The following is a 26,922-nucleotide window of genomic DNA, read 5'->3' as shown; positions in this document are numbered from 1 at the left end:
TCTCCCCCGAACCTCCCGGGTGGGAGCCCCGCCGGACTCCCTACCGGCGGGTAAGGCCGGTCGGCAATGAGATGACAATCACACTCGCGAGGGCCCTGCCTCAGACCCGCGAGGCCACCAGCGAACGCAGCAGGTCGAGGTCGACCTGTTCCAGCGAGGGCACCACCAGACGCCCCGGAGCCGGCTCGATCGGCGCCACCGAGGGCACCGCGACCACCGGACAGCCGGCCGCCTCGCCCGCGCGCACGCCGGTCGGGGTGTCCTCGACCACCACGCAGCGGGCCGGCTCCGCGCCCAGCCGGCGGGCCGCCTCCAGGTACGGGTCCGGGAACGGCTTGGTGCGCGCCACCTCGTCCCCGCCGATGGTGAAGGCGAAGCGGTGGGCGCCCAGCGAGCGCAGCACGATGTCGATCACGTGCCGGTGCGAGGCGGACACCATCGCGGCCGGGATCCCGTGCGCGGCAAGGGTGTTGAGCAGCCGCTCGGCGCCCGGCATCAGCGGCACGCCGTCGGCCAGCAGGTCCACGAAGCGCTGGTTGACCAGCACGCCCAGGTCGGCCGGGGCGATGTCCGCGCCGGTCCGGGCGACCAGGTAGTCCATCACCCTGGTCATCGGTCCGCCGACCACGTGCGCCCGGTCCGCCTCGTCCAGCCGGTGCCCCAGCTCGGCGAAGAGCGAGACCTCGGCCTGCCACCAGAAGTCCTCGGTGTCCACCAGCGTGCCGTCCATGTCCAGCAGCACCGCCTGCAGGCCGCGGTCGTCGCCGTGGTCGAGGACGCGGGTGGCGGTGGGGCTGGTGGTCATGGCGGGTTCCCTTCGACAGGCCCCGGGCGCGCCCGGGGATGGCACGGGCCGGCCCGCTGGTCAGCGGACCGGCCCGTTCAGGATCATCAAGGATACGCCCGCTTCGTCCGGAAAGAGCGAACGGAGAAGGACGTACGGGTTACCGCGCGTTGAAGTACTTCGCCTCCGGGTGGTGGATCACGATCGCGTCGGTGGACTGCTCGGGGTGCAGCTGGAACTCCTCGGAGAGCACCACGCCGATCCGCTCGGGCTTCAGCAGCTCGGCGATCTTGGCGCGGTCCTCCAGCTCGGGGCAGGCGCCGTAGCCGAGCGAGAAGCGGGCGCCCCGGTACTTGAGCGCGAACATGTCCTTGACGTCCTGCGGGTCCTCGCCGGAGAAGCCCAGCTCGTAGCGGACCCGGGCGTGCCAGAACTCGGCCAGCGCCTCGGCCAGCTGCACCGAGAGGCCGTGCAGCTCCAGGTAGTCGCGGTACGAGTTCCCGGCGAACAGCTCGTTGGCCGCCTCCGAGATCCGGTTGCCCATGGTGACCACCTGCAGGCCGACCACGTCCCGCACGCCGGACTCCTCCGGGCGGAAGAAGTCGGCCAGGCAGAGCCGGCGGCCGCGGCGCTGGCGCGGGAAGGTGAAGCGGGTGCGCTCGGTGCCGTCCTCGTGGAAGACGATCAGGTCGTCGCCCTTGGAGTTGGCCGGGTAGTAGCCGTAGACCACGGCCGCCTCCAGCCAGCCCTCGGTCTGCAGCCGGTCCAGCCAGGCCCGCAGCCGCGGCCGGCCCTCGGTCTCCACCAGCTCCTCGTACGACGGGCCCTCGCCGCTGCGGGCGGCCTTCAGGCCCCACTGGCCCTTGAACAGGGCGTCCTCGTCCAGCCAGGAGGCGTAGTCGGCGAACGGGATGCCCTTGACGATCCGGTCGCCCCAGAACGGCGGGGTGGGCACGGTGTTGTCGACGGCGACGTCGGAGCGGATCTGGCCGAGGTTGACCTCCGGCTCCGGCTCCTCCACCTCGACCCGGGCGTGCCGGCGCTGCTTGAGCTCCGGCAGGGTCGCACCGGGCACGCCGCGCTTGACCGCGATCAGCGCGTCCATCAGCCGCAGGCCCTCGAAGGCGTCCCTGGCGTAGCGGACCTCGCCCTCGTAGATCTCGTGCAGGTCCTGCTCGACGTAGGCCCGGGTGAGGGCGGCGCCGCCGAGGATCACCGGGTAGCTGGAGGCCAGCTTGCGCTGGTTGAGCTCCTCCAGGTTCTCCTTCATGATCACGGTCGACTTCACCAGCAGGCCGGACATCCCGATCACGTCCGCCTTGTGCTCCTGCGCGGCGTCCAGGATGGCCGAGACCGGCTGCTTGATGCCCAGGTTGACCACGTGGTAGCCGTTGTTGGACAGGATGATGTCGACCAGGTTCTTGCCGATGTCGTGGACGTCGCCCTTGACGGTGGCGAGCACGATGGTGCCCTTGCCCTCGCTGTCGGACTTCTCCATGTGCGGCTCCAGGTGGGCCACCGCGGTCTTCATCACCTCGGCGGACTGGAGCACGAACGGCAGCTGCATCTGGCCGGAGCCGAAGAGCTCGCCGACCACCTTCATGCCGGCCAGCAGGGTGTCGTTGATGATCTCCAACGCGGGGCGCTCGGTCAGCGCCTCGTCCAGGTCGGCCTCCAGGCCGGCCCGCTCGCCGTCGATGATCCGCCGCTGCAGCCGCTCCTCCAGCGGGAGCGCGGCCAGCTCCTCCGCCTTGGAGGCCTTGACCGAGGCCGAGGAGACGCCCTCGAACAGCTCCAGCAGGCGCTGCAGCGGGTCGTAGCCGTCCCGGCGGCGGTCGTAGACCAGGTCGAGGGCGGCCTCGCGCTGGTCCTCGGGGATCCGGGAGATCGGCAGGATCTTGGAGGCGTGGACGATCGCCGAGTCCAGACCGGCCTCCACGCACTCGTGCAGGAAGACCGAGTTGAGCACCACGCGGGCGGCCGGGTTGAGGCCGAAGGAGATGTTGGACAGGCCGAGCGTGGTCTGCACCTTCGGGTGCCGGCGCTTGAGCTCGCGGATCGCCTCGATGGTCTCGATGCCGTCCCTGCGGGACTCCTCCTGGCCGGTGGCCAGCGTGAAGGTGAGGCAGTCGACCAGGATCGAGCCCTCGTCGATGCCGTAGTCGGCGGTGAGCTCGGCGATCAGCCGCTCGGCGATCGCCACCTTGGTGTCGGCGGTGCGGGCCTGGCCCTGCTCGTCGATGGTCAGCGCGATCAGGCCGGCCCCGTGCTCGCGGGCCAGCGAGGCGATCCGGGCGAAGCGCGAGTCGGGGGCGTTGCCGTCCTCGTAGTTGACCGAGTTGAGCACCGCGCGGCCGCCGAGCGCCTCCAGACCGGCCCGCAGCACGTCCGGCTCGGTGGAGTCCAGCACGATCGGCAGGGTGGAGGCGGTGGCGAGCCGGCCGGCGATCTCCTTCATGTCGGCGACGCCGTCGCGGCCGACGTAGTCCACGCAGAGGTCCAGCAGGTGCGAGCCGTCCCGGATCTGGTCGCGGGCGATCTCCACGCAGGCCTGCCAGTCGCCGGCCAGCATCGACTCGCGGAACTTCTTCGAGCCGTTGGCGTTGGTGCGCTCGCCGATCGCCAGGTAGGAGGTGTCCTGACGGAACGGCACCGACTGGTACAGCGAGGCGGCGGAGGGCTCGGGCTGCGGCCGGCGCGCGGCGAGCTCCCGGCCCTGGACCCGCTCCACCACGGCGCGCAGGTGCTCGGGCGTGGTGCCGCAGCAGCCGCCGACCAGCGAGAGGCCGTACTCGCGGGTGAACACGTCGTGCGCCTCGGCCAGTTCGGCCGGGCTGAGCGGGTAGTGGGCGCCGTCCTTGCCGAGCACCGGCAGGCCCGCGTTGGGCATGCAGGACAGCCCGATCCGGGCGTTCTTGGCCAGGTAGCGCAGGTGCTCGCTCATCTCGGCCGGGCCGGTGGCGCAGTTGAGGCCGATGAAGTCGACGCCGAGCGGCTCCAGCGCGGTGAGCGCGGCGCCGATCTCGGAGCCGAGCAGCATGGTGCCGGTGGTCTCCACCGTGACCTGCACCAGCACCGGCAGGTCCAGCCCGGCCTCGGCCAGGGCGCGCTTGGAGCCGAGGATGGCGGCCTTGGTCTGCAGCAGGTCCTGGCTGGTCTCCACCAGCAGCGCGTCGGCGCCGCCGGCGATCAGACCGGCCGCGTTCTGCTGGAAGCCGTCGCGCAGCGTCGCGTACGGGGCGTGGCCGAGGGTCGGCAGCTTGGTGCCGGGGCCGATCGAGCCGAGCACCCAGCGGGTGCGGCCGTCGGCGGCGCTGTGGGCGTCGGCGCACTCGCGGGCGATCCGGGCACCGGCCTCGGACAGCTCGAAGATCCGGTCGGAGATCTCGTACTCACCGAGCGCCGCGAAGTTGGCGCCGAAGGTGTTGGTCTCCACGCAGTCCACGCCCACGCCGAAGTAGGCCTCGTGGACGGAGCGGACGATGTCGGGCCGGGTGATGTTGAGGACCTCGTTGCAGCCCTCGAGGTTCTGGAAGTCCTCCAGCGTCGGGTCCTGCGCCTGGAGCATGGTGCCCATCGCACCATCGGCGACCACCACCCGGGTGGCGAGCGCTTCACGCAGGGCGTTCGCGCGGCTCTGCTGAGTGATGGACGGGTCGGCTGCAGTGGCCATGGGGCTTCTCCCTGGTGCGACGGCTGTCGGCTTTGCACGCCCGCTTGGTCGGGCACGCACGTGGCCAGCGTATCCGGCCGACGGGTCGGCTTGCGGACCCGTTTCGTATCCTGAGCGCTCGACCGCAAGGGGGGAGCAAGTTGCGTGACTCGGTTCCGGGGCTTCGGACGGCAGACCGGCACGGCCCTGACGGCCCCGCTCCGGGCGCTGCGTGACCGCTGGCGCCGGTGGTCCCGGCGGCGGCGGGCCCTGCTGGTGCTGGCCCTGGTGACGGCCGTGCCGGTCGCCGCGCTGGGCTCGCTGTTCGTCTCGATCCGACTGCACTACTCGGGTGAGCCCGCCCCCGAGGCCCGCACCCGGGGCCGGGACGCGGTCTGGCTCGGCCACGCCTGGGTGGACGGCCGCAAGACCGAGGCCGACCTCGACGCCCTCGTCCGGCAGCTCGCCGGCACCGGCATCCGCGACCTGTACGTGCACACCGGCCCGCTGGAGCACGACGGCTCGCTGCCGCCCGCCGTCCACCCGCGGGCCCGCTGGTTCACCGACGCCGCGCACCGGGCGCTGCCGGGCGTACGGGTGCAGGCCTGGCTGGGCGACGAGGTCAGACCGGAGAAGGACGCCCTGGACCTGGAGGACGCCCCCACCCGGGACCGGGTCACCGGCTCCGCCCGGCAGGTCCTCGACCTGGGCTTCGACGGGGTGCACTTCGACCTGGAGCCGATCCGCCCCGGTTCGCCCGGCTGGCTGGACCTGCTCGACCGGGTCCGCCCGGTCACAGCGGCGCGCGGCGCCGTGCTCTCGGTGGCGGCCCCGCAGATCGACCCCGTCCCGGGCCTGCACACGGCCGGCATCCTGCTCACCGACCACGGCAAGTGGTGGGACCAGGCGTACTTCGCCGCCACCGCCCGCCGGGTCGACCAGATCGCCGTGATGACCTACGACACCTCGATGCCGACCGAGCCGCTGTACGGCGGCTACGTCGCCCAGCAGACCGAGCTCGCCCTGCGGGCCACCCCGGCCGACGTGGACCTGTTGATCGGCCTGCCGTTCTACTGGGACGACAAGTGGGGCCACTGGGGCCGCGCGGAGACCGTCGACGCGGCCGTCCGCGGCGTCCGGCTCGGCCTGGGCCGCGAGGACCTTCGGCGGCCCCGCTTCGGCGTCGCCCTGTACGTCGACTTCGCCGCCACACCCGAGAACTGGGCGTCCTACCGACGGGGCTGGGTGGACGTGACGTAGCCCCCTCATCGGGGCCCGGCCCGCCGGTCAGGCGGCCATCCGGTGGGCCAGCGCGCCCAGGTAGCGGTGCACGGTCGCGTCCTCGCCGGTGACGTAGTGCGAGACGGCCCGGTACAGCGGCCGGCGGACCTCGCCGCGCTCGGTGACGGTCAGCGAGCAGCCCGGCCCGGCGGGGGTGAGCACGTACGTCCAGGTGCCGCCGTACGGCAGGTCCGGGTCGGCGATGCCGGTGACCAGCCGGTGCGGGGCCTCGCTGGCCACCACCTCGAACGTGGTGTGCCCGTGCCGGTCGTACTCGCGCCAGCGCACCCGGCCGCCGGCCGCGGCGGGCAGCCGCTCGACCCGGGTGAGGCCCGGGCGCCAGGCCGGGTAGAGGTCGATGTCGGTCAGCACGTCCCAGACCGCGCCGGGCGACTGGGCGAGGTCCAGGCCGCCCTCGGTGACGTGCTCCACCGGTAGCCGGCGCCCGGCCCGGTCCGCCGCCAGCACGGCGGCACCGGCCAGGGCGGCCACGCCCGCGCAGGCGCCGGCCCACAGCCGTCGGTTCATCGCTCGGCCCCTTCCACCCGGCCCCCGCCCGTTCATCATCGCGCCGCCGGGCCGGGGCGGCACGCCTGTCGCGCTGCGCCACCGGGCGGACGCGGCCCGCGCCCGCCCGGCGTCCTGACGGGACGTCAGCCGGCCGGGGCGCGATATCCGCTGGATCGGGGCGGCCGGCTCCCCCAGACTGTCCCGGTGCCAGGCCGCGGAGCGCATCAAAGCCCGTAGGCTGGGCAGGTAGGGACCATGGGGCGAGGCGTTCCATGGGAGACGAGAGGTTCGACAGTCGGCAGCCGGCCCGTCGGCGCCCCGGCAAACCAGCCGGGGCGGCACCGGTGCAGCCGCCGACCGGAGGGAGACGCTGGGTGATCGAGCTGGAAGATGTTCCCGAGTTGATCGACCCGGTGATGGTCTGCGCCTTCGAGGGCTGGAACGACGCCGGCGACGCCGCCTCGGCGGCCCTGGCGCATCTGGACGAGACCTGGGGCGGCAAGGTGTTCGCCGCCCTGGACGCGGAGGACTACTACGACTTCCAGGTCAACCGTCCCACGGTCTGGCTGGACGGCGGGATCCGCCGGATCACCTGGCCGACCACCCGGCTCTCGGTGATCCGGGTGACGGAGCCGACGACCAGGGACGTCGTGCTGGTCCGCGGCATCGAGCCGAGCATGCGCTGGCGCTCGTTCTGCAACGAGCTGCTGGGCTTCGCGCACGAGCTGGGCATCGAACTGGTGGTGATCCTGGGCGCGCTGCTCGGCGACACCCCGCACAGCCGACCGGTGCCCGTCAGCGGCGTCACCTCCGACCCCGAGCTGGCCCGTCGGCTGGACCTGGAGGAGAGCCGCTACGAGGGCCCGACCGGCATCGTCGGCGTGCTCCAGGAGGCCTGCACGCACGCCGGGGTCCCGGCCGTGACGCTCTGGGCGGCGGTGCCGCACTACGTCTCGCAGCCGCCGAACCCGAAGGCCACGCTGGCCCTGGTCAACAAGCTGGAGGACCTGCTGGACCTGCGCATCCCACCGGGCGAGCTCGGCGAGGACGCCCGGGCCTGGCAGCTCGGCGTGGACCAGCTGGCCGCCGAGGACAGCGAGGTCGCCGAGTACGTCCAGCAGTTGGAGGAGGCGCAGGACACCGCGGAGCTGCCGGAGGCCTCCGGGGACGCCATCGCCCGCGAGTTCGAGCGCTACCTGCGCCGCCGGGAGAACGTCGGGCCGACGGGCGAGAAGCCGGTGTCCGGGCACGCCACGGCGGAGCGGCCGGCCGAGCCGGAGCCGCCGGGCGGCAGCCGGGAGAGCCAGGACGGCGCCGAGGAGGAGTAGTCCTCCTCGGCGGCAGGACGCCGGAGGGGGCGTCAGGACGACGGTCCTGACGCCCCCTCCGGCGTTCTCGGCTCCCGGGCCCTACAGGGCGACGCCCAGCAGGGCGTCCACCGTGCGGCTCACCAGACCGGGCGCGCCGGTGTCGGTACCGCCCTCGGCCTCCTGCCGCTGCGCCCAGCGGTCGACCGCGGCCAGCGCGGAGGGCGCGTCCAGGTCGTTCGCGAGCGCGGTGCGGACCTCGGCGAGCAGCTGCTCGGCCGGCGGGCCGTCCGGGCGGGAGACCGCGGCGCGCCAGCGGGCAAGGCGCTCGACGGCCTCGTCCAGGACGTCCTTGGTCCACTCCCAATCCGCGCGGTAGTGGTGCGAGAGCAGCGCCAGGCGGATCGCCGCCGGGTCGACGCCCTCACGACGCAGCGCCGAGACGAATACCAGGTTGCCGCGCGACTTGGACATCTTGTGACCGTCCAGGGCGACCATGCCGGCGTGCACGTACGCCTTCGCGTACGGGTGGGTGCCGGTGGCGGCCTGGGCGTGCGCGGCGCCCATCTCGTGGTGCGGGAAGGAGAGGTCGCTGCCGCCGCCCTGGATGTCGAAGGACATGCCGAGGTACTGCAGCGCGATGGCGACGCACTCGATGTGCCAGCCGGGGCGGCCGTGGCCGAGCTCGGTGTCCCAGGCGGGCTCGCCGGGGCGGGCGGCCAGCCAGAGCAGGGCGTCCAGGGGGTTGCGCTTGCCGGGGCGGTCCGGATCGCCGCCGCGCTCGGCGAAGACCGGGCGCATCGCCTCGCGGGTGAGGCCGGAGACCTCGCCGAAGTGCGGGTCGGCGTCGACCGAGAAGTAGATGTCGCCGTCCACCCGGTAGGCGGCGCCGGAGTCCAGCAGCTTCCGGACGATCGGGACGATCCACGGGATCGACTCGACGGCGCCGATGTAGTGCGCCGGCGGGAGCAGCCGCAGCGCGGTCATGTCCTCGCGGAACAGCGCGGTCTCGCGCTCGGCCAGGGCGGTCCAGTCCTGGCCGGTCTCGACCGCGCGCTGCAGCAGCGGGTCGTCCACGTCGGTGACGTTCTGGATGTAGAGGACGTCGTGGCCGGCGTCCTTCCAGACGCGCTGGACCAGGTCGAACGCGTTGTAGGTGGCGGCGTGGCCCATGTGGGTCGCGTCGTAGGGGGTGATGCCGCAGACGTAGATCCGGGCGGTGCCGTCCTGCGGCACGACCTCTCGGACCGCACCCGCTGCGGTGTCGTGGATACGGAGGGGGAGCCCCTGACCAGGCAGGGCGGGAACCTCGGAGGCGGGCCAGGCATGCATGGAAACAACTTTAACCTTGCGAACATTTGAAAGCCTAACCAGTGCGCAAGATCGACTGGATTCGGTTCCTGTCATTGCCCGACCGCTTCCCGACTGGTATGGCGGGATTCTCCGGTCGATCCGCGACCGTTTCCGCCCGGCCCAGGGCGGGGATGAGCGCCCGGCCGGCCCTGCCGCCGACCGGGCGCCCGGCTCCCCGGGGAACGCGGCCGGAGCCGCTACAGCCGCTGCCAGAGGGCCGGCACGTTCGGCGGCTCCCAGCCGGCCAGGGCGGTGTGCGCCTGGAGGCAGAGGTAGGAGACGCCGGAGTAGGTGACGCGGTCGCCCGCGCGGTAGGAGGTGCCGGGGGCCCAGCTGCCGCCCGGCGGCGTGCTGGGCGTCCCGGTGGGGGTGGCGGTGGGCGTCGGGCTGGGCGTGCCGGGGGTCTGCGGCACGTTCAGCACGAAGTCGTAGCTGCCCTCGCGCACCGGGCCGTTCTGCCGGACGTTCATCAGCAGCCGGGCGTCGTAGATGCCGTCGGTGCTGTTGCGCGGCTCGCCCGGGAAGTACAGCTGCGTGGTGACGACCGGGCGGCCGGGGGCCTGGAGCTTGACGTGGAGGTGCCGGGTGCGGCCCGGGTAGAGCCCGGGCACGATGGTCTCCAGCCGGAACGCGCCGTTCGCGCCGGTGAACTGGTGGCCGCGGAAGGTGTAGCCGACGTTGTCGTAGGCGCCGTTGTCGTCGGCCTGCCAGAAGTCCAGCAGCACCCCGGAGACGGGGCGGCAGGCGCGGCCGAAGACGTAGCCGCTGACGGTCAGCCGGGTGCCGGGGCCGTCGTCGACCATCGAGCTGCGCAGCGGGGAGTCGGGCTTGAAGTAGGGGCCCTCGGTCTGCTCGATCGTGGGGTCGTCCCCGTCGTGGCACTCGGGGGTGAGGTCCGGGGCCCGGCCGGTGCCGGCCTGCTCGCGGGCCAGCGCGACCCCGCCGCCGATCAGCAGCGGAGCGGCCCCGAGCACGGCGGCGGCCTTCAGGACGGTCTTGCGGCTGATCATGCCGTCGGGCTCGGGCATGCGCCGTCTCCTTCTCGTGAGGCGGGGAGTGGGGGCGGCCCTTGCCATGGTGGGGGCATGACAAGGACCGGACCGGCCGCCCGCCCGTACGCACCGGACCGGCCACCGGTGGCCGCCAGCAAAACTACGGGCCGTCCGGCGCCACCGCGATGGACATGATCCGGGGATCGTGGTGATTTCCGTCGACCCTGGCCCGGAACTCCCCCGGCGTCATCCCGGTCTCCCGCCGGAAGAAGCGGCAGAAGTACGCCGGATCCGCGAAGCCCGCCTCCTTGGCGACCTGGCGGATCGTCCGATCCGTGCAGGCGAGCAGCCGCTTGGCCTCCAGCGTCTGCTGCCGGCGGATCAGCCCGCCCGGGGTGCGGCCGGTGGCCTGCTTCACCAGGGTCTGCAAGTGCCCCGGGGAGACGCCGAGTTCCTGGGCGATGGAGGCCACCGAGCGCCGCCCCCCGCCCGGCCGGGCGATCAACCGCGTGAAGGCGGCGGCGACTTCGGCCGGGCGGCCGGGTACCGCGGGGCGGTCGGCCGGGGCGCAGGCACGCAGCGCCCGGACGATCAGGATGTGCAGGCTGGCCCGCAGCACGCCCTGGTAGCCGGGTGCCCTGGTCAGGAACTCCTGCTCCATGTCGGCGAACAGGGCGCCGACCGCCCCGGCCTGGTCTCCGAGCCCGCGGGCCGGGCGCGCGGCCAGCGCCCGTAAGGCGGCGAGGTCCTGCGGGTGGCCGAGCAGGAAGTCCTCGTTGAACAGCAGGACCCGGCCGGTGAGGTCCTCGGCGTCCGCCCAGTAGTGCACCTGGCCGGGTGTGATCACGCACAACTGCGGTGGCTCCAGCGGCCGGTGGACCAGGTCCAGGACGTGGGCGCCGCGGCCGCCGGTGACGTGGACGATCTCGTGGAAGGAGTGCCGGTGGGGGAAGCCCGCCCGGGAGAGCGGGCCGATCGCGTCGAAGCTGCCGATGGCGAAGGGGAGCACGTGCGGCAGCGGGACCTGCAGGCGGTGCAACGGCAGGTCCGGCGTGGTTCGGGGGGTGGGGGTGGTCCGTCGCGCGTCCATCGGAGCAGTGTGCGACCTGCTCCGGCGACAGGTCCAGACCACCGAACCGTCGCCGTCACCCTGAAGTCGCCGTCACCGTGACGTCACCATCGCCGTGACGTCACCATCGCCGTCGGGTCACCATCGCCGTCGGGTCACCATCGCCGTCGGGTCACCGCCACCGCCGGGTCACCGCCACCGCCGGGTCACCGCCACCGCCGACGCGCGGGAGCTCGCCGAACCGGCGGACGCTACACCGGCGGCCAGGGGATCGCGGGCCAGTCCTGGGAGGGCAGTGGGTGCCGCCCGGAGCCGCGCAGCTCGGCGACCCGGGCCCGGGTGGCGTCCAGCTCCGCCTCGGTCAGGTGCGGGGCGAGGCGTTCGGCCAGCTCGCCGTCCAGCTGCCCGGCCAGCCGGGTGAGCATCTCCAGCGCCTCGGCGGGCAGCGGATCGCCCGCCCAACCCCACAGCAGGGTGCGCAGCTTGCCCTCGGTGTTGAAGGTGACGCCGTGGTCGATGCCGTACACCCGGCCGTCGGCGGCGGGGATCAGGTGGCCGCCCTTGCGGTCGGCGTTGTTGAGCACCGCGTCCAGGACGGCGAGCCGGCGCAGCCGCCGGTCGTCGGGGTGCACCAGCAGCGCGGTGCGCCCGCCCTCGACCTCGGCCCGGACGATCGGCAGCCAGCCCTCCTCGGGGCCGCGCGGGTCCTGCAGCGCGAGCAGCGGCTCGGCGCCCGGGTCCGGTTCGACCCACAGCTGCACCATGCCGGGCCCGTGCGGGCCGTCGCGCAGCACCGTGGGCGGGATCAGCGCCCAGCCGGTCGCGGCGGACAGCTCGTACGCGGCGACCTCGCGCCCGGCCAGCGTGCCGTCCGGGAAGTCCCAGAGCGGGCGCTCGCCGGCCACCGGCTTGTAGACGGCCTGCGCGCTCAGCGAGCCGTGCGCGACCGTGCAGTACAGCGCGGCGTTGGAGGCGTCGGTGAGCCGGCCGTGCACGGTCAGCTCGCCCCGGCGCAGCAGCGCGAGGGCGGTGGGCACGTCGGCGGCCAGTGCGGCGGCGGCGCCCGGGTCGGCCTGCGGCGGGGTCTCGGTGTTCAGCGCCGGTAGCCGTTCGCGCGCGGGCACAGGTGGCCCTCCGGGTCGAGCGGCAGGTTGCAGAACGGGCACGGCTTGCGGCCGGCCGCGACCAGGTCCAGCGCGCGCTTGGCGAACACCCGGGCCATCGCGCCCGACAGCCGCACCCGCAGCATGTCCGGGCCGGTGTCGTCGTCGGTGAAGACAGCCTCGGCGGCCTCCTCCTCGTCCTCGTCCTCGACCAGCGCCTGCGCCTCGACCACCAGGCAGCCGTCCACGCTGTCCCAGGCCAGGGCCATGGTGCCGACCCGGAACTCCTGCTCCAGCGGCAGGTCCAGCGGCGCGGTGTCGAGCAGGTCCTTCGGCGCGGTGGCCGGGATGCCGGCGTCGCCGCCGCTGCGCCGCAGCGCCTCGTCCAGGACCTCCTCGATGCGCTCCGCGAGCGCCGCGACCTGGGTCTTCTCCAGCAGCACACTGGTGATCCGGCCCCGGGCGCTGGCCTGCAGGTAGAACGCCCTGGCACCGGGCTGGCCGACGGTGCCGGCCACGAACCGTTCGGGCTGGTCGTAGAAGAAGACCTGACGGGGCACGCTCTCGCTCCGGATCGTGTCGGTCGGCGCGGATCCGCTGGGGGGATCGCGGGTATTCGGACTCGTTAGTCACCCTACGACCTCCGGGCTCCGGCCGGGGAGCCGAGCCGACGGGCGCGGGCGGGGTGGCACTCGGGGGCTGGGGCGGTGCCGCCCGGACGGGTGCCCGGGGCTCGCGCCTGCGGGTTCGTCCGGCGGCGGCGCGGCCCGGGGGCCGCGCGAGGGGGCCGCGGGGGCCGCGCACGGCTCAGGCGGTGCCGCCGACCACCGCGTCACCGGCCGGAGTGGCCGGGGCCGGACCGGCCTTCGGCGCCAGCGAGTCGAGGTCGCCGGTGTCGCCCATTCTCAGCACGAAGGGCCGGTGCGGGGTGTAGCGGATCGCGGTGACCGAGCAGGGCTCGACGCTGATCCGCTGGAAGTGGTCCAGGTGCAGGCCGAGCGCGTCGGCCACCACCGCCTTGATCACGTCGCCGTGCGAGCAGGCGATCCAGACCGCGTCCTCGCCGTGCTCGGCGGCGATCTTCGCGTTCCACTCGCGCACCGCGCTCACCGTGCGGTGGCTCAGCTCGCGCAGCGACTCGCCGCCGGGGAAGGCCGCGGCGGCCGCGTGGTCCTGCACGGTGCGCCAGAGCGGCTCCTTGGCCAGCTCGGCCAGCGGACGGCCGGTCCACTCGCCGTAGTGGCACTCCCCCAGCCGCTCGTCCTCGGCCGGCGGGGCCAGCTCGGGCCGGGCGGCCAGCAGCGGCTCCAGCGTCTGGCGGCAGCGCTCCAGCGGGCTGCTGACGGCCTGCGCCAGCGGAACGCGGGCCAGGCGGTCGGCCAGCGCGGCGGCCTGGGCGCGCCCGGTGTCGTCGAGGTCCACGCCGGGGGTCCAACCGGCCAGGATCCCGGCGGTGTTCGCGGTGGAGCGGCCGTGACGGACGAGCAGCAGGGTGGGCATGGGGCTTAGCCTACGGCCTCCCGGCCCGGCCGTGGGGGGAGGTTACCGTCCGGTCGCCCTCCGCCCGTCGCCCGTCGCGGCGGTGCCTCCGGCGGTCCGCCGTCCCGGCCGGGTGGGACGGCGGACCGGATCCGTGTAGGCAGCCGCGATCGGGGGACAATGGCCCGCATGATCGTCCACTGCGCCGCCTACGCCGCCGGCCGCCGGATCGAGGCCCCCGAGGATCTGCCCGGCGCGCTGGCCGCCGCCCGCGCGGCCGGCCCGGACGGCTTCGTCTGGATGGGCCTCTTCGAGCCGACCGCCGAGGAACTCGAACACGTCGGCGAGGAGTTCGCGCTGCACCCGCTGGCCGTCGAGGACGCTGTCAGCGCCCACCAGCGCCCCAAGGTCGAGGCCTACCAGGGCTCACTGTTCGTCGCCCTGAAGACCCTCGGCTACGCCCCCGGCGCGCACGTCGTCACGATCGGCGAGGTGATGGTCTTCCTCGGCCCGGACTTCGTGATGACCGTCCGGCACGGCGAGGACAGCCCGCTCGGCGGCCTGCGGGACCGGCTGGAGCAGGATCCCGAGCTGCTGCGCTACGGCCCCAGCTCGGTGCTGCACTCCGTCGCCGACACCGTCGTGGACGGCTACGTGGACGTGGCCACCGCGCTCCAGGCCGACCTCGACGAGCTGGAGTCGGACATCTTCGCCCCCGGCCGGGTCGGCCGCGACACCGCCGGGCGGATCTACGGCTACAAGCGCCAGGTGATGTCCGTGCGCCGCGCCACCGGCCCGCTCCTGGAGCCGATGCTGGCGCTGGAGCGCGGCACCCGCTTCGTCCGGCCCGAGACCGCGCCCTACCTGCGGGACGTCGCCGACCACGTGGCCCGGGTGAACGACCAGGTGGACGGCATGGACCGGCTGCTGTCCGACATCCTCAACGCCAACCTGGCGCAGGTCAGCGTGCAGCAGAACAACGACATGCGGAAGATCTCGGCCTGGGCGGCGCTGGCCGCCGTGCCGACGATGATCGCGGGCGTCTACGGGATGAACTTCGACCACATGCCCGAGCTGCACCAGCGCTGGGGGTACCCGGCCGTGCTGCTGCTGATGGCCGTGGTCTGCGTGGTCCTGCACCGGGTGTTCAAGCGGCACGACTGGCTGTAGTGCCGCCCTCCCGGCCCCTCGCCGTCACGCCAGGCCGGCGCGCTCCAGCGCCTCGACGCCCGTGCGCAGCGCCCGGATCCGCTCGTCCAGGGTGAAGCCGGACGGCGCCAGGGTGAGCGTGGTGACGCCCGCGTCGGCGTAGGCCTGCATCCGGTCGGCGATCCGGGCGGTGTCGCCGATCAGCGAGGTGGCGTCGATCAGGTCGTGCGGGACGGCGGCCGCGGCGCCGGCGTAGTCCTTGGCCAGGTACTTCTCCTGGATCTCGTCGGCGGCCTGCTCGTAGCCCATCCGCCGGGTCAGCTGGTTGTAGAAGTTCTTCTCCTTGCTGCCCATGCCGCCGATGTAGAGCGCGGCGTACGAACGCAGCGCGTCCACCCCGGCCTTGACGTCCTCGCCGACGGCGAGGTTGACGGTCGGGCAGAGGTCGAAGCCCTCCAGCGTCCTGCCGCTCTTGGCGCGGCCGGCGGTCAGCGGGTCGAGGGACATCGCGGCGTGCTCGGGCGAGAAGAAGATGCCGAGCCAGCCGTCGGCGATCTCGCCGGTCAGCTCCAGGTTCTTCGGGCCGATCGCGGCGATGTACAGCGGGATGTGCTCGCGCACCGGGTGCACGGTGAGCTTGATCGGCTTGCCGGGGCCGCCGGGCAGCGGCAGCGTCCAGTTCGCGCCCTCGTGGACCAGGCGCTCGCGGGACATCGCCTTGCGGATGATCTCCACGTACTCGCGGGTGCGGGCCAGCGGCTTGTCGAAGCGCACGCCGTACCAGCCCTCGGACACCTGCGGGCCGGAGACGCCGAGGCCGAGCCGGAACCTGCCGCCGGAGAGGGTGTCCAACGTCGCCGCGGTCATCGCCGTCATGGCCGGGGTGCGGGCCGGGATCTGGAAGATGGCCGAGCCGACGTCGATCCGCTCGGTCTTCGCGGCGACGTAGCTGAGCACCGTCGCGGCGTCCGAGCCGTACGCCTCCGCCGCCCAGCAGACCGCGTAGCCGAGCCGGTCCGCCTCCTGGGCCACGGCGATGTTGTCGGCGTCCATGCCGAGTCCCCAGTAGCCGAGGTTGATCCCGAGTCGCATCTGCCGCACCTTCCAGTGGGTTTGGGGGTCGGGCCGAGGGTAACCGCGCCCGCGCCGGACATGCTACTGACGGGTAGTGGTGGGCTGGGTCACAGCGGCCCCACGGCGTCCGCCGGTGATCCTCCTGCGGGTCTTCACATCCGTCCGCGCGCCCGGCCGCTACGCTCAGCCGAGGTGGGGACCACTCTCCCCACCTGCGCGTTCACAGGGCTGCCGGGGCTCCCGCGGCCACCGGCCACTGGAGGGCCCCTCCGATGGAACAGCGTCACCTCGGCCGCACCGGTCTGCAGGTCTCCCGGCTCGGCCTCGGCACCATGACCTGGGGCCGCGACACCGACGAACACGAGGCCGCCGAGCAGCTCAAGGAGTTCGTCGACGCCGGCGGGAACCTGGTCGACACCGCCGACGTGTACGCCGACGGCGGCGCCGAGTACCTGCTCTCCCGGCTCACCGACAACCTGGTCCCCCGCTCCGAACTCGTCATCGCCACCAAGGCCGGCAGCGTCCCCGGCTCCGCCCGCCGCTTCGACGGCTCGCGCGGCCACCTGCTCGCCGCCCTGGACGCCTCGCTGCGCCGCCTCGGCACCGACTACGTCGACCTCTGGCAGGTGCACTCCTTCGACCCGGCCACCCCGGTCGAGGAGACGCTCAGCGCCCTCGACATCGCCGTCGCCTCGGGGCGCGCCCGCTACGTCGGGGTCTGCGACTTCAGCGGCTGGCAGCTCGCGAAGGCCGCCACCTGGCAGCGCGCCCACCACGGGCGGGTGCCGCTGGCGGCGGCGCAGCTGGAGTACTCGCTGCTGCAGCGCGGGATCGAGCGGGAGGCGCTGCCCGCCGCACTGGACGCCGGGACCGGGGTGCTGGCCGGCTCGCCGCTCGGCCGCGGGGTGCTCACCGGCAAGTACCGGCACGGCGTCCCGCAGGACTCGCGCGGCGCCTCGGCGTACCTGGCGGGCTTCGTCCAGCCGTACCTCGGGGACCGCTCGCGGCGGATCGTCGACGCCCTCGCCACCGCCGCCGACGGGCTCGCCAGCAGCCCGCTGGCGGTCGCCCTGGCGTGGGTCAGGGACCGGCCGGGGGTGGCGAGTGCGCTGGTCGGGGCGCGGACGGCCGCCCAGCTGCAGGCGGCGCTGTCGGTGGAGGCGCTTACGCTTCCGGGTGAGATCCGCGGTGCGCTGGACGACATCTCCTCGCCCGTGCACCGCTACCCGGACCAGGGGTGGACCGAGCTGTGAGGCCCGGGCCGGATCGCCGAGCAGAACGCGCAGTGGAGTGACCTTGGAGCGGACGACGATGAGTGACACGGGCAACGGCGCTCCGGGGGACGCCGAGAAGGCTGCGAAGTTCGCGCAGCTGGCGGAGCAGATCCGGGGGATGGCGCCGTTCAAGTCGCCGGGCACGCCGCCGCCGGTCGAACTCCCCGAGCCGACGGCCGGGCCGGAGGCCGAGGAAGCCGCCGAGGCTGACGGGGCTGACGAAGCCGACACGCCCCCGGAGGCCGTCGAACCGCGGGTGCCGACCCAGGTCCCGGCCCGGACGTCCGCCGCGCCCCGTCCGGCCGCACCCACCCCTGCCCGGGCCGCCACGCCCGCTCCGGTGGACGCCGGCACGCTCCGGGCCGTCGCCGAGGTGCTGGCCGCCGGCGGCGCACCCGCCGACCTCGCGGCGCCCGCCGTGGCCGCCCTCGGCGGCGACGCCGCCGAGCGGCTGCGCGAGGACCCGTGGGCGGTGCTCGGCCTGCCCGGTGTCCGCCCGGAGCACGCGGACGGCTTCGCCCGGGGCCTGCTCGGCGCCGACGCCCGGCCCGAGGACCCCCGCCGCGCCCACGCCCTGGTGCTCTGGCTGCTGACCCAGGCGTCCCTGCGCGGGGACTCCGCCCTGGAGCTCGACGAGGTGGCGGCCGAGCTCGGCCGCCTCCGCGTGCCCGACCCGGCCGGCGCGATCACGGCCGCCGTGGAGGACGGGCAGGTGCTGCCCTTCCAGGAGGAACTGACCGGGGCCGAGGGGCGCAGCGCGCAGAGCGACGACGAGGAGGAGGCCCCGACCCGGACCCTGCTCGCGCTGGAGGGGCTGGCGATGGCGGAGGTCAGCCTCGCCGAGAAGCTGCTCCAGCTGATGGCCACCTTCGCCCCGGGCGGGGACGCGGCTGCGGGCACGGCCGAGGACGCGGCCGAGGACGCGGCCGAGGAAGCCGGGGAGAACAGCTCCCCCGCCGCCTGGGAGGCCGCCGCCGAGGCCGCGCCGTCCTCCTCCGCCACCGCCCTGATCCGCGCCGTCGCCGACAGCGCGCTGGTGCTGCACACCGGCGGCGAGGCGGCCCGCGCCGAACCGGCCGCGCTGATCGCCGCAGCCCGGGGCCTCGGGCTGCGGGCCTGGGCCGCCACCTGGACCGACCAGGGCCGGGACTCCTTCGCCGCGCTCGCCGAGGGCGGGACGGCCGGGGGCGGCACGGCCGGCGCGGGCGTCCCCGTGGTCACCCTCGCCGAGCTGCTCTCCGGCACCGCCGGCCCCGGCCGCGCGCCGGACGGCACGCTCGCGCTGGACCTCCTGGTCGTCCTGGACGCCCCGCTGCTGGACGTCGAACTGGCCGCGAACGTCCTGGAGTCGCTCGCCGACGGCACCCGGCTGGTGCTCAGCGGCGACCCGGGCCAGCTCTGGTCCGCCGGGCCCGGCCGCTTCTTCGCCGACCTGCTCGCCGCCAAGGTCTGCCCGGCGGTCGCCTCCCGCACCCCGGACTTCGGACCGATCGGCGAGCTGGTCTCCGGGGTCGGCATCGGCGAGCTCCCGCAGGTCGAGGCCCCGGACAGGGAGGTGGTCATCCTGACCGCCAAGGACGCCGGCGAGGCCGTCCACCGGGCCGTCCAGCTGCTCACCGACTCCATCCCGCGCGCCCTCGGCATCCCCGCCGAGCAGGTGGTGCTGCTCACCCCCGGCCACGGCGGCGCGGCCGGCACCCGGGCGCTGAACGCCGCCGCGAAGGCCCGGCTCAACCCCGGCCCGGGCCGGTTCGCGGGCTTCGACCCGGGGGACCGGGTGGTCGACTCCCCCGCGCCCGGCATCACCCGGCCGGCCAGGGTGCTGGACGGCGACGCCACCGGTCTGCACCTGGAGTACGCGGACGGCTCGCGCCGGACGGTCCCGCCGGCCGAAGCCTCCCGGCTGCGGCACGGCTGGGCACTGACGGTCCACCAGGCCCTCGGCCGCCGCTGGCCGGGCGCGGTGGTGGTGCTCCCGGAGGACGCCGCGCCGGCGCTCACCCGGCAGTGGGTCTACACCGCCTTCGGCCGGGGCGAGCGGCACCTGTCCGTGGTGCACGCGGCGGGCCCGGCGCTCGTCCAGGCCGTCGCCGAGCGCCCGGCGCAGCCGCGCACCACCCGGCTGCGGGCGGTCCTCGCCGAGAACGCCGGCTCGGTGTACTGAGCCCGGGGCAGCGGAGCCCCAGTGCCCCCGGAGGGTCCGGACCCCGGAGGCCCGGAGGCCGGTCCCGCCGGGGCTCGTCCCGCCGAGGCGGACGCGCGACGGGCGGGCCCCCACTGGTCGTGGGGCCCGCCCGTCGTCCGTCCCGGACGGGTCAGTCGTCCGGGTCCTCGTCGTCGTAGACCTCGCTCACGTCGAACCGGCAGATCAGCAGCCGGGGATCGGCGTGCTCGAAGGGCTCCGGCAGCCACTCCCCCGGCTCGGTCGGTTCGGCGGCCGCGACCCAGAGCGTGGAGTCGGCCTCCTCCAGGCCGAACTCCTCGCTGCGGGCGGCGATCTCGTCCGGTTCGTACTCTCCGAACAGCACGCCGATCGCGGCGTTCACCCCGCTCGCGCCGGCGCCGCCCGGGGTCAGCGACTCGTCCAGCCGCTCGGCCTGGGCGCGCAACCGCTCGGGGTCGACGACGTGGTAGTCGCGGCGGATCAACACGCTGATCGCCTCGGGCTGTTCGGGGCCGTGGCACCCGCCGGGCCCCTCGTCCCCGGGAATCTCGAAGGGGGTGACCTCGTCGTAGGCCTCGTACAGGAGCTGGTCGTAGGCGATGGCCGCCGTCGCGAGCTGCTCGTAGGCGGCGGACACGGCGGGATCATCGGCTGCGTTGGGGCTTGACACCGCTTCCAGATGACGGTCGATGGCGGCCTTGACCGCCTCAGCGGCGGCGCGTACCTCGGCAATGGTGGGCTGCGCGGCATCAGACATGGTGCAGACGCTATCTCCCCGCGGCGGCGGTACGCACAGCGGTTGTCACCTACACCCGCGATTTCACCGCAACTTCCCCCGTGATGTCCGATCTGCACACGTACGTCCCCCTGCGGCACCGGCGCGGAACGGGCGCAGAGGGCGCGCGCCGGGCCCGGCGGGGCCGTCCTGACCCCGCTTCGTGCGCCGGGATCGGGGTATCCCGTCCACAACGGCACCAGAACTGATGCACTGTCAGTCGACCCGCCGGGTCACGGGCCCCCGGACCGCCCTTTCCGCACGGGAGGACGGCCGGAAATACCCGGGCCGACTGTCCGCGGCAGGCCGTAGGCTTGCCCGAAGGTGATCCCCCAGGAGGAGCGTTTTGACCCCACGCAAGCCGGTCCGGCAGCCGGAGTACGAGTACCAGTCGCTGCGCATGCCGCGCGGGACGACGCGCAACGCGGCCCGCCAACTACTCACCGAGCACGCCGAGTACGGGCACTGGGAGCTCGACCGGCTGAGGCTGTTCCCCGACGGCAGCCGGACGGTCCGGCTCAAGCGGAGGATCATCCGCCAGGTCCGGAGCTGGTGAGGGGCGGCGCGCGCCGCACCGCGCCGGGGGCCGGCACCGAAGCCCCACGCACCCGCGGTCGCCCGGACGTCCGGGCGACCGCGGGTGCGTCGTCTCCACGGCGGGTGCGCGCGGCCCCGGGTGGGGCGCGCGGTTCAGCCGGTCAGCGGGCCCCGGCGCGGGCGCGGCGGTAGAGCACGCCGCCGCCGAGCAGCAGCGCGAGGCCGGCCGCACCGAGCAGCTCGACGTCGCCGGCACCGGTGGAGGCCAGCTGGCTGCCGACGGGGGCGCCCGGCGCGGTGGCGGCCGGGGCCGTCGTGCGGTCGGCGACCGGAACGGCCTGGACGCTCGGGGCGCCCTTCGCGGTCGGCGCGGCCGGGGCGCTGGTCGGGGTGGTCGGCGTCCCGGTGGACGGGCCGCCGTTGCGCGGGATGCCCGGGGTGGTCTCGCCGCCGGTCTGCGGCGGGGTGGTGGCCGGGGGCTGGGTCGGGTGGCTGCCCTCGGGGCAGTCGTCGCTCGGCTTCGGGGCCGGGGCCGGCGCGGGCTGCGCCACGTTGCCGCAGCCGTTGCCGAAGGCCGGGTTGCCGACGCCGACCACGTTGACGGAGTTGCCGCAGGCGTTGATCGGGACGTGCACCGGGGCCTGGACGCTGTTGCCGGAGGCGACGCCCGGCGAATGGGCGGCGGTGCCGGAGGCGGAGGAGCCCGAGGCCGTGGTGCCCCGGTTCCCGCCGGCGCCGGAGCCGTCGGTGCCGCCGGCCCAGCCGGACTGGCCGCCCTGGGGCGCCGCGTGACGACCGCCGCTGACGTTGGCGCAGTGGTTGCCGAACGACGGGTTCAGCGCACCGACCACGTCGACCGTGTTGCCGCAGGCGTTGATCGGCACCTCGACCGGCACCTGCACGGAGTTGCCCGAGGCGACGCCCGGCGACCCGGCCGCACCCCCCTGCGCCTCGGCGCCCGCGTAGGCGTAGCCGGCGGTCGAGGCCAGCACACTGCCGGTGGCCACGGCCGTGAGGATCCCCTTCTTGGCTACATTCCTCATATTTTCCCCTGACGTTTCGAGACGAGATAGTGACGCTTGACGTGAACCTTATGAAAGTCGGAATTTTGATACATCCGTAAATCACGCAAGGCCTTCGGCTGCACAGGAGTTAACGAGGGGCAAACGGGGAGGTTGGGCCGATTGCGGCAACTTCACCCGATCGAGCGACCATGTCGTCGATGGTGTATCCGGGCCGGTCGAAGACCGGTCCGGGACCGGTCCAGGAGCGGTCCGTGCCCGGTCCGAGCCCGGTCGGACACGCGAAGGCCCCCGGTGCGGCGCGTCCGCCGCCCGGGGGCCGGGTCGAGTCCACTCAACAGGCCCCAGGGGCCCGGAGGTCGGCTCAGAAGTTGGCGCAGTGGTTGCCGAACGCCGGGTTCAGCACGCCGATCACACTGATGGTGTTGCCGCAGGCGTTCACCGGAATGTGCACCGGGACCTGGACCAGGTTCCCGGAAGCGATGCCCGGGGAGCCCAGCGCCGCACCCTCGGCACCGGCACCGCCGTGAGCGGACGCCACACCGGCGGCGGCGAGGACCAGGCCACCGGTGGCGGCGGCGACGGCGGCGATCTTCTTGACCTTCATCATTCCTCCTGTATGGACAACGCAACCCGTTCGGCGGGCTGCACAGGGATGAACGACGCTGCGGCCAAACGGGGTACGGAACGGATTTCCCATTCACTCGCAACGGTGAGCTCTCGCACATATGGTCGACTTGGATTTCAGGGCAGAATCGTTTCTCTTGATCTCCCTGACCCCGTCCCACAATCATCCGCTCCGACAATGCGGTCGGCCCGCCCCCGGCATCCCGGGAGCGGGCCGACCCAGTCGTCTGATCAGCAGACGTCCGATCACGAGGCGTCCGACGAGGAGGCGTCCGACGAGGACGCGCCCGACGAGGAGGCATCCGGTCAGCAGGCGTCGATGAACCGGTCCAGCACCCGGACGCCGAACTTCAGGCCGTCCACCGGCACCCGCTCGTCCACGCCGTGGAACATCCCGGCGAAGTCCAGCTCCGGCGGCAGCTGCAGCGGCGCGAAGCCGAAGCAGCGGATCCCCAGGTCCTGGAAGGACTTGGCGTCCGTCCCGCCCGACAGGCAGTACGGCACCGCGCGGGCGATCGGGTCCTCCGCCCGCAGCGCGGTCTGCATCGCCTCGACCAGCGCGCCGTCGAACCCGGTCTCGATCGCCTTGTCCGAGTGCAGGCTCTCGCGCTTCACGCGCGGGCCGAGCACGCTGTCCAGCTCCGCCAGGAACTCCTCCTCGTAGCCCGGCAGGAAGCGGCCGTCCACGTGCGCGGTGGCCTGACCGGGGATCACGTTCACCTTGTAGCCGGCACCGAGCATGGTCGGCTGGGCGGTGTTGCGCAGGGTGGTGCCGATCATCTTGGCGATGCCGCCGAGCACGCGCAGCGTCTCGTCCATGTTCTCCGGGTCCAGCTCGACCCCGAGCGCGTCCGACAGCTCGTCCAGGAAGGCCCGGACGGTCTTGGTGATCCGCAGCGGGAACTGGTGGCGGCCGAGGCGGGCGACCGCCTCGCACAGCTCGGTGATCGCGTTGTCGTCGTTCTCCATCGAGCCGTGCCCGGCCCGGCCCTCGACCGTCAGGCGCATCCAGTGCATGCCCTTCTCGGCCGTCTCCACCAGGTAGAGGCGCACCTGGTCGTTGACGGTGAAGGAGAAGCCGCCGACCTCACCGATCGCCTCGGTCACGCCCTCGAACAGCCCGGGGTGCTTGTCCACCAGGAACCGCGCGCCGAAGGTGCCGCCGGCCTCCTCGTCCGCGAGGAAGGCCAGCACGATGTCGCGCGGGGGCTTGCGCCCGGTGCGCAGTCGGTCGCGGATGACCGCGAGGGTCATCGCGTCCATGTCCTTCATGTCGACCGCGCCGCGGCCCCAGACGCAGCCGTCGGCGATCTCGCCGGCGAACGGGTCGTACGTCCAGTCCGCGGCGTTGGCGGGCACCACGTCGGTGTGGCCGTGGATCAGCAGGCCCGGGCGGGAGCGGTCCTCGCCCTCGATCCGCACCACCGTCGAGGCCCGGCCCTTGGCCGACTCGAAGATCTGGGGCTCGACCCCGAACTCGGCGAGCTGCTCGGCGACGTACTCGGCCGCCTTGCGCTCGCCCGGGCCGGAGCCGTCGCCGTAGTTGCTGGTGTCGATCCGGATCAGATCGCGACAGATCCCGGCGACCTCCGACTCAGCCGTCACCCTCGGCGCCGTCGACTCGCTCCGCTCGCTCACGGTCACTCCTCGTCTCTGGCCCGCACCGACGCACCAGCGCGCCACCCCCGGGACCTGCACCCGGGCCGTACGAGCACGTCCGTCCATCCTCCCCCAGCCCCCGACCCGGATCCACCCCCCGCACGTCCCCGAAACCCCCTGGTCACGCCCCCGTCACAGGCCCGCCCTTGCTCCCGTCACCCGGCCCGCCCCCGGTCAGCCCCCGGCCCGGAAACCGTTTTGGGAGCCCAAGCCGATCTTTGCTACAGTTACATCTGTCAGCGCGACGGACGAGAGATCGGAAGCCGCGAGGACGACACCCGGTCCGGGTGGCGGAATGGCAGACGCGCTAGCTTGAGGTGCTAGTGCCCTTTATCGGGCGTGGGGGTTCAAGTCCCCCCTCGGACACCGGCAGGAACCCCAGATTCGTCTGGGGTTCTTTTCGTTTCGGGCCACGGTGGGTTCGGCCGGCGTGCCGGGCCGATCCGCCTGCCGGCCGGGATCCGCCCCAACTGCGGCGCCCCTGACTGCGGTTGGCGGAGGACCGGCGGCAGATCGAGCGCTACCTCGGGGCGGCCGACGTCACGGAGGCGGGCCGGCCCCGGCCGCTTCGGCCCGGTCGGCCCCCGGCCGGTGCCGCTCCCGGCGGCCGCGGAGTGCCTCGCCGGTGATGAACGCCGTCACCGTGGCCACGATCAGCAGGGGCATCACGTTGGCCGCCTCGGCGCCGAGGAGGGCGGTGGTGAGGACGGCGCCGGTGACCGGCAGGCGGGTGACGGCGGCTCCGGAGGCGGCCAGTCCGACGGCCAGGGCGGGTGCGGTGCCGAAGCCGGGCAGCGGTGCGCAGGCCACGCCGAGCGCGGCGCCGAGCAGAAGCGCCGGGAAGATCGGGCCGCCGCGCAGGCTGCCGAGCGCGACCGACCAGCCGAGGCCCTTGCAGAGCACGAGGGCCAGCAGCGCACCGATCGGCCAGGCGGCCGGGTCGGCGGCCAGTGCGCCGAGGGTGGCCTGGCCGGAGAGCGCGGCCTCCTCCGGCGAGCGGTCGGTGAGCAGGGCGTAGAGCGCGAGGAAGCCGCCGACGGCGACCGCGCACAGCACCGTGCGGACGCCGGTCGCCCGGGCGGTGTCCGCCGCGGTGTAGGCCTTGACTCGCCGCCCGAGCGTCTGCCCGGCCACGCAGACCAGGGCGACGGCCGCGGCGAGCGGGACACCCCAGAGGAAGTCGCCCGGATCGGGAGGGCCGCTGGTGGGCACGTGCGGAAGGGAGAGCGCACCGGTCGCCAGGCCGGTCCAGTGTCCGAAGCCGGTGAACACCAGGGCGCCGATGCCACTGGCCAGCAGGCTGGGCAGGATCAGCGCGATCAGCTGCGGGCCGCCCAGCCCGGCCGCCTCGATCAGCATCACCGCGGCCACCAGCGGGCTGCCGAAGATGGTGGAGATCGCGGCGGCCGCGCCCGCCGTGCCCAACACCGCGACCAGCTGCGGCCGTTCGGCGCGCCTGGCGGAGCGGACGGAGAGCAGGGCGAGCCCGCCGCCGAGCGCCATCAGGGGTGCCTCCGGGCCGAGCACCGCGCCGAGCGGCAGGCAGGCGAGTGCGGCCAGCACCACGCCGGGGACGGCCCTCGGCGGGGTGGGCGTGCCGCCGAACCCGTCCACCGGGACGTGCCCGCCGTGCCCGGGCAGCCGGGTGAGGACCGGGGCGAGCAGCAGTCCGGCCAGCAGCAGCGCGGGCAACGGCCACCACCAGGGGGCGCGGCGGTAGCCGGCGGTCTCCGGCAGGCTCTCCCAGATCCAGTGCTGGAGTTGGTGCTCCAGGCCGACGAAGCCGAAGGCGGCCAGCGAGACCGGGATGCCGACCAGCGCCGAGACCAGCAGCAGGCCGAGGTAGCCCTTGCGCAGCAGCACCGCGCGCAGGGTCGGACCGCCGTCGGGCTGCGGGGGCGTCCCCGGCATGGCCGCTCCTTCGCGCTCCCGGGCCGCCGCCGTCCGGGGCCCGTCCTGCGACCGAGTCTCGCCCGGGGCCGGGAGCCCCGCACGGCGCGCGGGCCGCGGACCGGGCCCGGCCGCAGCACGGTGCCGCCGGACGGGTGAGCACGGCGGACGGCCCGGGGGCATGGGCCCGGGCCGTCCGAGCGCGGCCCGACGAACACGGCGACCCGGCGAAGCGCGGCGGCCCCGCCGAGCGCCACCCGGCGAGCGCGGCGGCCCGGCGAAACGTGCCGGGCGGGCCGCTCAGACCTGTCGGGTCCCGTCGCCCAGGGCGCTCTCGATGCCCTGGACCATCCGCCACAGCGGAGCCCGCCGGCTGGCGACCAGGACGACCACCTCGTCGGACTCGCCCTCCCCGGCGGTCTCGGACGGGCGGTCGCTCCAGGTGCCGGTGACGAAGGCCATCGCGGCGTCCACCTCCGCCACCCAGTCGCTCTCCCCGCCCGAGCGCAGCCAGGTGCGCAGGGCGTGGTTGTGCGCGGCGACGACGGCCGCGGCGATGACGTCCGCCCGCAGCGGGCCGTCCGGGCGGTCGGCGAAGCGGTCGCGCAGGTAGGCGGCCAGGGTGTGCTCGTAGCGCCAGACCACCGACAGCTCGTACGCCCGCAGGCCCGGCACCTTGCGGGTCAGCCGGTAGCGCTGGACGGAGAAGGAGGGCTGCTCGGCGTACATCCGCAGGACCAGGCGGGCCGCGTCGCAGGCGTGCTTGACCGGGTCCTCCTCGCCGCTGCCGGACTCCAGGAACTCCGTCATCTCGGCGAGGCTGCGCTCGTGGTCGGGGAAGACCACGTCCTCCTTCGCCGGGAAGTAGCGGAAGAAGGAGCGCCGGCCGACGCCGGCCAGCGACACGATGTCGTCGATGGTGGTCTGTTCGAAGCCGCGCTCCAGGAAGAGCTCGAAGGCCGCGGCCACCAACGCCTCGCGCATCGCGGGCTTGTTGGGCCCGTCGTTCATGGGCAGGTCCTGCTCTTCCTTCTCGCTCATTCTCCGGAACCTAACACCGGCGCACCGCGGTGACACCGACGGCCGGGCCGCGCCCTGGCGGCCGGCCGTCGGTGCAGGTCACACGGGCTACGGGAGGTTGCGGGCCATCACGATGCGCTGGACCTGGTTGGTGCCCTCGTAGATCTGCGTGATCTTCGCGTCCCGCATCATCCGCTCCAC

Annotated in this window: 23 protein-coding genes and 1 tRNA gene; 7 read left to right on the top strand and 17 right to left on the bottom strand. The window is 74.1% G+C overall.

What is annotated here, in order from left to right; all coding sequences use genetic code 11:
- Window positions 1-100: 100 nt before the first annotated feature.
- Both ACZ6Y7_RS33635 and metH read right to left on the bottom strand, forming a co-directional pair.
- Window positions 101-805, bottom strand: a complete 705-nt coding sequence (locus ACZ6Y7_RS33635) for an HAD family hydrolase (protein WP_465761738.1) — start codon at window positions 803-805, stop codon at window positions 101-103.
- A 139-nt stretch (window positions 806-944) separates the two neighbouring features.
- Window positions 945-4,457 (bottom strand): methionine synthase, encoded by a 3,513-nt coding sequence (gene metH / locus ACZ6Y7_RS33630; protein WP_465761737.1) that lies wholly within the window; start codon window positions 4,455-4,457, stop codon window positions 945-947.
- A gap of 144 nt (window positions 4,458-4,601) precedes the next feature.
- Between metH and ACZ6Y7_RS33625 the strand changes: the two genes are divergently transcribed.
- A complete protein-coding gene (locus ACZ6Y7_RS33625; protein WP_465761736.1) occupies window positions 4,602-5,696 on the top strand; it encodes a glycoside hydrolase family 18 protein in 1,095 nt (364 codons plus the stop codon).
- A 27-nt stretch (window positions 5,697-5,723) separates the two neighbouring features.
- On the opposite strand, the gene ACZ6Y7_RS33620 is transcribed toward ACZ6Y7_RS33625, so the two are convergent.
- A complete protein-coding gene (locus tag ACZ6Y7_RS33620; protein ID WP_465761735.1) occupies window positions 5,724-6,245 on the bottom strand; it encodes an SRPBCC family protein in 522 nt (173 codons plus the stop codon).
- Between the two features lie 356 nt (window positions 6,246-6,601).
- On the opposite strand from ACZ6Y7_RS33620, the gene ACZ6Y7_RS33615 reads away from it, so the two are divergent.
- Window positions 6,602-7,555 carry a PAC2 family protein gene (locus ACZ6Y7_RS33615; protein WP_465761734.1) on the top strand — a complete coding sequence of 318 codons (954 nt, stop codon included), beginning with the start codon at window positions 6,602-6,604 and terminating at the stop codon, window positions 7,553-7,555.
- An 81-nt stretch (window positions 7,556-7,636) separates the two neighbouring features.
- Here the strand turns inward: ACZ6Y7_RS33615 and mshC are convergent, their stop codons facing one another.
- The 6 genes from mshC to ACZ6Y7_RS33585 all read right to left on the bottom strand — a co-directional run bounded on the left by mshC (window position 7,637) and on the right by ACZ6Y7_RS33585 (window position 13,551).
- On the bottom strand, window positions 7,637-8,866 hold the full coding sequence (gene mshC, locus ACZ6Y7_RS33610; protein ID WP_465761733.1) for a cysteine--1-D-myo-inosityl 2-amino-2-deoxy-alpha-D-glucopyranoside ligase: 1,230 nt from the start codon (window positions 8,864-8,866) through the stop codon (window positions 7,637-7,639).
- Window positions 8,867-9,084: 218 nt separating this feature from the next.
- Window positions 9,085-9,915 (bottom strand): carbohydrate-binding protein, encoded by an 831-nt coding sequence (locus tag ACZ6Y7_RS33605; RefSeq protein WP_465761732.1) that lies wholly within the window; start codon window positions 9,913-9,915, stop codon window positions 9,085-9,087.
- Window positions 9,916-10,039: 124 nt separating this feature from the next.
- On the bottom strand, window positions 10,040-10,969 hold the full coding sequence (locus ACZ6Y7_RS33600) for a helix-turn-helix transcriptional regulator (protein ID WP_465761731.1): 930 nt from the start codon (window positions 10,967-10,969) through the stop codon (window positions 10,040-10,042).
- A 230-nt stretch (window positions 10,970-11,199) separates the two neighbouring features.
- Window positions 11,200-11,997, bottom strand: a complete 798-nt coding sequence (locus ACZ6Y7_RS33595) for an SCO1664 family protein (RefSeq protein WP_465761806.1) — start codon at window positions 11,995-11,997, stop codon at window positions 11,200-11,202.
- A 44-nt stretch (window positions 11,998-12,041) separates the two neighbouring features.
- Window positions 12,042-12,611 carry a DUF3090 domain-containing protein gene (locus tag ACZ6Y7_RS33590; RefSeq protein WP_465761730.1) on the bottom strand — a complete coding sequence of 190 codons (570 nt, stop codon included), beginning with the start codon at window positions 12,609-12,611 and terminating at the stop codon, window positions 12,042-12,044.
- Between the two features lie 247 nt (window positions 12,612-12,858).
- Window positions 12,859-13,551, bottom strand: coding sequence for a histidine phosphatase family protein (locus tag ACZ6Y7_RS33585; protein ID WP_465761729.1), 693 nt, complete (start codon window positions 13,549-13,551; stop codon window positions 12,859-12,861).
- A gap of 159 nt (window positions 13,552-13,710) precedes the next feature.
- Between ACZ6Y7_RS33585 and ACZ6Y7_RS33580 the strand changes: the two genes are divergently transcribed.
- Window positions 13,711-14,700 (top strand): magnesium and cobalt transport protein CorA, encoded by a 990-nt coding sequence (locus ACZ6Y7_RS33580; protein WP_465761728.1) that lies wholly within the window; start codon window positions 13,711-13,713, stop codon window positions 14,698-14,700.
- A gap of 24 nt (window positions 14,701-14,724) precedes the next feature.
- On the opposite strand, the gene ACZ6Y7_RS33575 is transcribed toward ACZ6Y7_RS33580, so the two are convergent.
- Complete coding sequence (locus ACZ6Y7_RS33575; protein WP_465761727.1) at window positions 14,725-15,771, bottom strand: LLM class F420-dependent oxidoreductase; 1,047 nt, start codon at window positions 15,769-15,771, stop codon at window positions 14,725-14,727.
- Between the two features lie 254 nt (window positions 15,772-16,025).
- On the opposite strand from ACZ6Y7_RS33575, the gene ACZ6Y7_RS33570 reads away from it, so the two are divergent.
- Window positions 16,026-17,006 (top strand): aldo/keto reductase, encoded by a 981-nt coding sequence (locus ACZ6Y7_RS33570; protein ID WP_465761726.1) that lies wholly within the window; start codon window positions 16,026-16,028, stop codon window positions 17,004-17,006.
- Between the two features lie 58 nt (window positions 17,007-17,064).
- The gene (locus tag ACZ6Y7_RS33565; protein WP_465761725.1) at window positions 17,065-19,191 is read left to right on the top strand and encodes an AAA family ATPase; all 2,127 of its coding nucleotides are present in this window, start codon (window positions 17,065-17,067) and stop codon (window positions 19,189-19,191) included.
- A gap of 151 nt (window positions 19,192-19,342) precedes the next feature.
- Here the strand turns inward: ACZ6Y7_RS33565 and ACZ6Y7_RS33560 are convergent, their stop codons facing one another.
- Complete coding sequence (locus ACZ6Y7_RS33560) at window positions 19,343-19,948, bottom strand: hypothetical protein (protein WP_465761724.1); 606 nt, start codon at window positions 19,946-19,948, stop codon at window positions 19,343-19,345.
- A gap of 364 nt (window positions 19,949-20,312) precedes the next feature.
- On the opposite strand from ACZ6Y7_RS33560, the gene ACZ6Y7_RS33555 reads away from it, so the two are divergent.
- On the top strand, window positions 20,313-20,522 hold the full coding sequence (locus tag ACZ6Y7_RS33555; RefSeq protein ID WP_224285495.1) for a DUF5703 family protein: 210 nt from the start codon (window positions 20,313-20,315) through the stop codon (window positions 20,520-20,522).
- 142 nt (window positions 20,523-20,664) lie between these two features.
- Here the strand turns inward: ACZ6Y7_RS33555 and ACZ6Y7_RS33550 are convergent, their stop codons facing one another.
- The 3 genes from ACZ6Y7_RS33550 to ACZ6Y7_RS33540 all read right to left on the bottom strand — a co-directional run bounded on the left by ACZ6Y7_RS33550 (window position 20,665) and on the right by ACZ6Y7_RS33540 (window position 23,790).
- Window positions 20,665-21,510, bottom strand: coding sequence for a chaplin (locus tag ACZ6Y7_RS33550; RefSeq protein ID WP_465761723.1), 846 nt, complete (start codon window positions 21,508-21,510; stop codon window positions 20,665-20,667).
- 379 nt (window positions 21,511-21,889) lie between these two features.
- Window positions 21,890-22,132, bottom strand: coding sequence for a chaplin (locus ACZ6Y7_RS33545; RefSeq protein WP_465761722.1), 243 nt, complete (start codon window positions 22,130-22,132; stop codon window positions 21,890-21,892).
- Between the two features lie 326 nt (window positions 22,133-22,458).
- A complete protein-coding gene (locus ACZ6Y7_RS33540; RefSeq protein ID WP_465761721.1) occupies window positions 22,459-23,790 on the bottom strand; it encodes a M20/M25/M40 family metallo-hydrolase in 1,332 nt (443 codons plus the stop codon).
- Between the two features lie 302 nt (window positions 23,791-24,092).
- Between ACZ6Y7_RS33540 and ACZ6Y7_RS33535 the strand changes: the two genes are divergently transcribed.
- Window positions 24,093-24,177 (top strand) — tRNA-Leu (locus ACZ6Y7_RS33535).
- Window positions 24,178-24,351: 174 nt separating this feature from the next.
- Here ACZ6Y7_RS33535 and ACZ6Y7_RS33530 read toward each other — a convergent pair.
- The 3 genes from ACZ6Y7_RS33530 to ACZ6Y7_RS33520 form a co-directional block, all read right to left on the bottom strand.
- On the bottom strand, window positions 24,352-25,722 hold the full coding sequence (locus tag ACZ6Y7_RS33530) for a chloride channel protein (RefSeq protein WP_465761720.1): 1,371 nt from the start codon (window positions 25,720-25,722) through the stop codon (window positions 24,352-24,354).
- 279 nt (window positions 25,723-26,001) lie between these two features.
- The gene (locus ACZ6Y7_RS33525) at window positions 26,002-26,742 is read right to left on the bottom strand and encodes a TetR family transcriptional regulator (protein WP_465761719.1); all 741 of its coding nucleotides are present in this window, start codon (window positions 26,740-26,742) and stop codon (window positions 26,002-26,004) included.
- 87 nt (window positions 26,743-26,829) lie between these two features.
- On the bottom strand, window positions 26,830-26,922 hold a 93-nt coding region (locus ACZ6Y7_RS33520; protein WP_132919430.1), incomplete at its 5' end, for an acyl-CoA dehydrogenase family protein.

The organism is Kitasatospora sp. NPDC053308 (assembly GCF_055585785.1).
Note: the sequence above shows the minus strand (reverse complement) of the source record. Positions and strands in the feature narration are given on the sequence as shown.

Coding starts and splice junctions, on each gene's coding strand:
- ACZ6Y7_RS33635 (WP_465761738.1), bottom strand. CDS start 805: ATGACCACCAGCCCCACCGCCACCCGCGTCCTCGACCACGGCGACGAC.
- metH (WP_465761737.1), bottom strand. CDS start 4,457: ATGGCCACTGCAGCCGACCCGTCCATCACTCAGCAGAGCCGCGCGAAC.
- ACZ6Y7_RS33620 (WP_465761735.1), bottom strand. CDS start 6,245: ATGAACCGACGGCTGTGGGCCGGCGCCTGCGCGGGCGTGGCCGCCCTG.
- mshC (WP_465761733.1), bottom strand. CDS start 8,866: ATGCATGCCTGGCCCGCCTCCGAGGTTCCCGCCCTGCCTGGTCAGGGG.
- ACZ6Y7_RS33605 (WP_465761732.1), bottom strand. CDS start 9,915: ATGCCCGAGCCCGACGGCATGATCAGCCGCAAGACCGTCCTGAAGGCC.
- ACZ6Y7_RS33600 (WP_465761731.1), bottom strand. CDS start 10,969: ATGGACGCGCGACGGACCACCCCCACCCCCCGAACCACGCCGGACCTG.
- ACZ6Y7_RS33585 (WP_465761729.1), bottom strand. CDS start 13,551: ATGCCCACCCTGCTGCTCGTCCGTCACGGCCGCTCCACCGCGAACACC.
- ACZ6Y7_RS33580 (WP_465761728.1), top strand. CDS start 13,711: ATGGCCCGCATGATCGTCCACTGCGCCGCCTACGCCGCCGGCCGCCGG.
- ACZ6Y7_RS33575 (WP_465761727.1), bottom strand. CDS start 15,771: ATGCGACTCGGGATCAACCTCGGCTACTGGGGACTCGGCATGGACGCC.
- ACZ6Y7_RS33570 (WP_465761726.1), top strand. CDS start 16,026: ATGGAACAGCGTCACCTCGGCCGCACCGGTCTGCAGGTCTCCCGGCTC.
- ACZ6Y7_RS33565 (WP_465761725.1), top strand. CDS start 17,065: ATGAGTGACACGGGCAACGGCGCTCCGGGGGACGCCGAGAAGGCTGCG.
- ACZ6Y7_RS33560 (WP_465761724.1), bottom strand. CDS start 19,948: ATGTCTGATGCCGCGCAGCCCACCATTGCCGAGGTACGCGCCGCCGCT.
- ACZ6Y7_RS33545 (WP_465761722.1), bottom strand. CDS start 22,132: ATGAAGGTCAAGAAGATCGCCGCCGTCGCCGCCGCCACCGGTGGCCTG.
- ACZ6Y7_RS33530 (WP_465761720.1), bottom strand. CDS start 25,722: ATGCCGGGGACGCCCCCGCAGCCCGACGGCGGTCCGACCCTGCGCGCG.
- ACZ6Y7_RS33525 (WP_465761719.1), bottom strand. CDS start 26,742: ATGAGCGAGAAGGAAGAGCAGGACCTGCCCATGAACGACGGGCCCAAC.